The 4033-nt window shown below is 58.6% G+C and carries 3 protein-coding genes; all 3 read left to right on the forward strand.

What is annotated here, in order from left to right:
* The first annotated feature begins 78 nt into the window (after window positions 1-78).
* The 3 genes from CCD76_RS18870 to CCD76_RS18880 are packed head-to-tail and all read left to right on the forward strand — an operon-like array spanning window position 79 to window position 3949.
* Entirely contained in the window at window positions 79-1512 is a 1434-nt protein-coding gene (locus CCD76_RS18870; protein ID WP_087721038.1) for an aldehyde dehydrogenase family protein, read from the forward strand.
* Between the two features lie 10 nt (window positions 1513-1522).
* Window positions 1523-2311 (forward strand): shikimate dehydrogenase family protein, encoded by a 789-nt coding sequence (locus CCD76_RS18875; RefSeq protein ID WP_087721039.1) that lies wholly within the window; start codon window positions 1523-1525, stop codon window positions 2309-2311.
* Between the two features lie 45 nt (window positions 2312-2356).
* On the forward strand, window positions 2357-3949 hold the full coding sequence (locus tag CCD76_RS18880; RefSeq protein WP_087721040.1) for a GMC family oxidoreductase: 1593 nt from the start codon (window positions 2357-2359) through the stop codon (window positions 3947-3949).
* Window positions 3950-4033 lie beyond the last annotated feature (84 nt).

Below are 4033 nucleotides of genomic sequence, written 5' to 3' on the forward strand. Positions count from 1 at the left end.
ACTGCCATCCACCAGATTTGACTATAACTCGCAGACTCTGCGGGAACGTGGCAAAACCTCGACGAGGACGATAACGGGATGCACGAGAACTACATCAATGGCGAGTGGGTCGGAGCTGGCGAGGTCAACCGCAACCTGAACCCTTCCGACACGCGCGACGTGGTGGGTGAATATGCCCGCGGCGATAACGTTCAGGCACGCCAGGCGATTGATGCCGCCAGCGACGCGCTCGAAACGTGGTCTACATGGACGTCCGAGGCGCGTGCCGATGCGCTCGACCGTATCGGTAATCGTATCCTCGCCGACAAGGAGCGTCTGGGCGAGCTGCTGGCTCGTGAGGAGGGTAAGGTGCTGGCCGAGTCGATTGGCGAAGTCACCCGCGCCGGGCGTGTCTTTAAGTTCTTTGCCGGCGAGGCAATCCGCTTCGGCGGTGAATTTCTGCCCTCGGTGCGTCCTGGCGTAAGCGTCGAGGTGTCGCGAGAGCCGGTTGGGGTGGTAGGAATCATCACTCCGTGGAATTTCCCGATCGCGATTCCTGCTTGGAAGATAGCGCCGGCTCTTGCGTACGGCAACAGCGTGGTATTCAAGCCTGCCGACCTGGTGCCCGGCTGTGCCTGGGAGCTTGCCAGCATCATCAATGAGGTCGGGGGGCTGCCCGCAGGCGTTTTTAACTTGGTGATGGGGCCCGGCTCCAAGGTGGGCGATGCGTTGGTCACCTCACCGAAAGTCGATGCGATCACCTTTACCGGATCCTCGGACACAGGCAGGCAGATAGCTGTCGAATGTGCCACCCGAGGTGCCAAATTCCAACTGGAAATGGGGGGCAAGAATCCGCTGGTAGTGCTCAACGATGCCGATCTTGAACAGGCGGTCTCAACCGCCATCAATGGGGCCTTCTACTCCACCGGGCAGCGGTGCACGGGTTCGAGCCGCCTGATCGTTGAAACAGGCATCCATGACCGTTTCGTGACGCGAATGCGCGAGGCCACGCAGGCGCTGAACGTGGGCCATGCCCTTGCCCCGGGCACCCACATCGGACCGGTCGCCTCACAGGTGCAGCTGGATCAAGATCTTAGCTACATCGAGGCGGCCAAGCGTTCGGGTTGCCGACTGGAGGTCGGGGGGGAGCGGCTGACCCTGGAGACACCGGGATATTTCCTGAGGCCGGCGCTGTTCTCGCAGACACGCAACGACATGCCGATCAATCGTGAGGAGGTCTTTGGCCCCGTGGCCACGGTGATCGAAGCGGATGACTACGAGCATGCATTGGCGCTAGCGAATGACACCGTTTATGGCCTTTCATCCGGCATTTGTACCCAGTCGCTGGCGCGTGCAGCACACTTTAAGCGCCACTCTAGTGCGGGCATGGTGATGGTCAATCTGCCGACGGCAGGCGTCGATTATCACGTGCCTTTCGGAGGGCGTAAGGGATCGAGTCACGGACCGAGGGAGCAGGGCAGTTACGCCAGGGAATTTTATACCAACGTGAAGACGAGTTACACACTGGCCTAGGGAGTTTTAGGTGAAAATAACAGGAAAAACAAAGGTTTGCGCTATTATTGCAGACCCGATTCACCATGTGAAAACGCCGCAGGGCATCAACCGCCTGTGCGAGGAGGTAGGCAAGGATGCCGTCATGGTTCCGGTCCATGTCTCGAGCGAGGATCTAATTTCTGTGGTGAATGGCTTCCAGGCTATGCAGAACTTCGCGGGGTTCGTCATCACCGTACCGCACAAGACGGCCGTGGCTAAACTGTGCGACGAGCTGAGCGAGGATGCCGCACGCATTGGAGCGGTCAATGTCGTTCGACGTACTGCCGATGGCAAGCTGCTTGGCGCCATACTCGATGGTAAGGGATTCGTGGCAGGCCTGCGCGAAGAGGGCATCGAGCCCGAAGGTAGATCGGCCTATCTGGTTGGAGCGGGCGGGGCTGCTAGTGCCATTGCCTATGCCCTTGCCGAGGCCGGGGTTAGCCGGCTGACCCTGGCCAACCGCACTCAAGAAAAAGCGGAGGCGCTGAAGAAACGCCTTGGAGAGGCCTACCCGGCTCTGCCCTTGGGCCTGGGAGGGCGTGATCCTCAAGGCCACGATCTTGTCATTAATGCCACTTCGCTGGGGCTGAAGGAGGAGGATCCGCTGCCGCTGGATGTCGAGGGTCTGACCAAGGAGCAGATCGTCGCCGAGATCATCATGGATCCGGCGGAGACTTCGCTGCTGAAAGCTGCCAAGAGTAAGGGCTGCACCGTTCAGTACGGGCTACCTATGCTGAAGAGCCAACTCAAGCTCATGGCCGAGACGATGGAGCTGTGAGAATGCAGCGATCACTTGACAAGCGGGAACGGGAAGCTTGGTTCAATGGGTAAATACGATTACGTCATCGTAGGTGGTGGAACGGCGGGCTGCATACTGGCGAACCGCCTAACGGAGGGCGGCAAATATAACGTTCTGCTGCTGGAGGCTGGCGGGCCACCGCGGAGTCCTTGGATCAAGATTCCGGCGGGTTTCAGCAAGTTGTTGACCAACGAGACCTATAACTGGCGCTTCGAGTCGTGCCCTGAAGCCGGCACTAAGGAGCGGGTGATCGCCATTCCCCGCGGCAAAGGGCTGGGCGGTTCCACCCTGATCAACGGCATGATCTACGTACGTGGCCAGCCAGGCGACTACGATCGGTGGCTCGATGAAGGCGCTACCGGCTGGGGTTGGCAAAATGTCGAACCTTACTTCAGAAAGCTGGAAAACTTTGCCGAAGGCGGGCCTTCCAGGGGTAACTCGGGCCCGATGTACTTGGAGCGTGTCAAGGAGCGGTTCTCCATTTCCGATGCGTTTCTGGAGGCTGCCGCCGAGGATGGCCAGCCCTTCAACGAGGATTACAACGAAGCGGAACAGGAAGGGGTCGGCTATTACCAAGTCACTCAGCGCAACGGTCAGCGCTGGAGCGTTGTAGATGGCTACCTGAAGCCGGCGTTGGGGCGCGATAACCTGACGGTATTGACTGGCAGCCGAGTGCTGCGCATTGAGCTCGAAGGAACCCGTTGCACCGGCGTGACCTACGAGCGCGACGGAAAGCGCGAAACCGTTGCGGCGGTAGGGGAGGTCGTCCTGTGTGGGGGGACAGTACAGAATCCCCAGCTCCTTGAGCTGTCTGGCATTGGCAATCCCGACGTATTGGCTAAGGCAGGTATCGAACCCAGGATCGAGCTGGCCGGGGTCGGCGAGAACTACATCGATCACTATGCCACGCGCATGAATTGGCGCGTGCGCAATACCATTACGCTAAACGAGATATCCCGCGGGCTGCGGCTGACGAAGGAAGTGCTGAAGTACTTCACTAGCCGCAAGGGCATACTAACTCTCGGCACGGGTCTGGTTCACGGTTTTGTCAAAACACACTCTACTTTGAGCTCACCCGATGTCCAGTTCTTCTTCGTTCATGCCAGTTATGCGAATGCGGCGACTCGCGTTTTGGATCGGGAGCCTGGGATGACGATCGGCGTCACGCAGTTGCGTCCAACCTCGAAGGGTAGCATTCATGTCGAAAGTGCCGATCCGGAGGCGGCGCCGTCAATAAAGCCCAATATGCTGGCGACGAAACAGGATTGCCAAACGCTGGTGGATGGCATGAAGGCGGCCCGTAGAATAATCGAACAGCCAGCGATGCGGCACTTCGTTGAGCATGAAATGACTCCGGGAAAGGAAGTGCAATCCGACGAGGAGTGGTTGGAATTCGCCCGAGAGAATGGACAGACCATCTATCATCCGATTGGCACCTGCCGTATGGGGGGAGGCGAAGAGGCAGTCGTCACCCCGAGCTTGCAGGTCATAGGCGTGGAAAACCTCTCGATTGCCGATGCTTCCGTGATCCCCGTGATGGTGTCTGGGAATACCCAGGGAGCCGTGATGATGGTGGCTGAAAAGGCGGCCGACCTGATTCTTGATAGGGCCAAATGAGCACAAAGTATGACGAAGACTTGCTTGTGATAACTTCGTGGGATGTTACTTTCTAAATAAATAAGGTAATCCCCCGGCTTTGCC

The organism is Salinicola salarius, assembly GCF_002179555.1.
In the GTDB taxonomy this organism is placed as follows: domain Bacteria; phylum Pseudomonadota; class Gammaproteobacteria; order Pseudomonadales; family Halomonadaceae; genus Salinicola; species Salinicola salarius_A.

What these genes read in the sequence shown, in the direction of transcription:
- CCD76_RS18870 (WP_087721038.1), top strand. Translation starts at nt 79, where the DNA reads ATGCACGAGAACTACATCAATGGCGAGTGGGTCGGAGCTGGCGAGGTC.
- CCD76_RS18880 (WP_087721040.1), top strand. Translation starts at nt 2,357, where the DNA reads ATGGGTAAATACGATTACGTCATCGTAGGTGGTGGAACGGCGGGCTGC.